Genomic DNA, 1,364 nt, shown 5'->3' on the forward strand with positions numbered 1-1,364 from the left:
TTCTTTAAAAGGTATTTAAGAGAATGTCTCATCGTGATTCACATTTTTCTCTCAAACATTAGTTTCATGTATTGAGGTCTACAGTCAATTTTTTAGTACTACTTAACTAAAGTTACCTTAGCAAACTTACGCTTGCCTACCTGCACTACGTAAGTACCAGTATCAACTTTTAACTGTTTATCGGTAACTGTTGTGCCATCAATCTTTACGCCGTTTTGCTCAATGTTGCGCATCGCTTCAGACGTAGATGGTGCCAAGCCTGCAGCCTTCAAAAGGCTAGCAACCCCCATTGGAGCTCCAGTGAGACTTATTTCTGGGATGTCATCTGGTATTCCGCCTTTAGCGCGATGATTAAAGTCTTCCAAAGCTTTTTCTACGGCAGCTTGCGAATGAAAGCGTGCGACGATTTCTTGTGCGAGCAGCACTTTGCAATCTTTAGGATTTCTACCGGCAGCTACTTCTTGCTTCATCAGGTCAATTTCCGCCATAGGACGGAATGACAGTAATGTGAAGTAATCCCACATCAAGTCATCAGAGATACTCAAAAGTTTGCCGAACATCTCACCAGCAGGCTCGCTAATGCCAATGTAATTACCTTTGGACTTACTCATCTTATCAACGCCATCCAAACCAACCAGTAGCGGCATGGTCAAAATACATTGAGGCTCTTGGCCATACTCACGTTGGAGCTCGCGCCCAACTAAGAGGTTAAATTTCTGATCAGTGCCCCCAAGCTCTAGGTCGCTCTTGAGAGCAACTGAGTCATAACCCTGCATTAGTGGATACAAGAACTCATGCACAGAGATCGGTATCCCACTACGGTAGCGCTTGGTAAAGTCATCACGCTCTAACATTTGTGCAACGGTATAACGTGCCGCTAACTGAATCATGCCGCGTGCACCGAGAGGGTCGCACCATTCACTGTTGTAGCGCACCTCAGTTTTAGCAGGATCAAGCACCATACTGGCCTGACGATAGTAGGTCTGCGCATTGACAGCAATTTCTTCGGCAGTCAGTGGAGGGCGCGTTGCATTACGTCCAGAGGGGTCACCAATCATGCTGGTGAAGTCACCAATCAAGAAAATCACAGTGTGACCTAAATCTTGAAGCTGACGCAATTTATTCAAAACAACCGTATGACCCAAATGAATATCTGGCGCAGTTGGATCTAAACCCAATTTAATACGCAAAGGTGTACCAGTTGCCTGGCTTTTAGCTAGCTTCTGGATCCAGTCAGCCTCGACCAATAACTCGTCACAACCCCTTTTAGTGACTTCAAGGGCTGCAAAAACTTCAGGGGTCAGTGGGTATTTTTGTTCTGGTTTAGCCGTCATGCTGATTGGGTTAGCTTAGTGACTTACTTA

1 protein-coding gene is annotated in these 1,364 nt (G+C 45.3%); it reads right to left on the minus strand.

From position 1 onward, the window contains the following. Positions 1-98: 98 nt before the first annotated feature. A complete protein-coding gene (gene tyrS / locus B7Y67_RS18180) occupies positions 99-1,334 on the minus strand; it encodes a tyrosine--tRNA ligase (RefSeq protein WP_293599837.1) in 1,236 nt (411 codons plus the stop codon). Positions 1,335-1,364 lie beyond the last annotated feature (30 nt).

The organism is Polynucleobacter sp. 35-46-11, assembly GCF_002281105.1.

Coding starts and splice junctions, on each gene's coding strand:
- tyrS (WP_293599837.1), bottom strand. CDS start 1,334: ATGACGGCTAAACCAGAACAAAAATACCCACTGACCCCTGAAGTTTTT.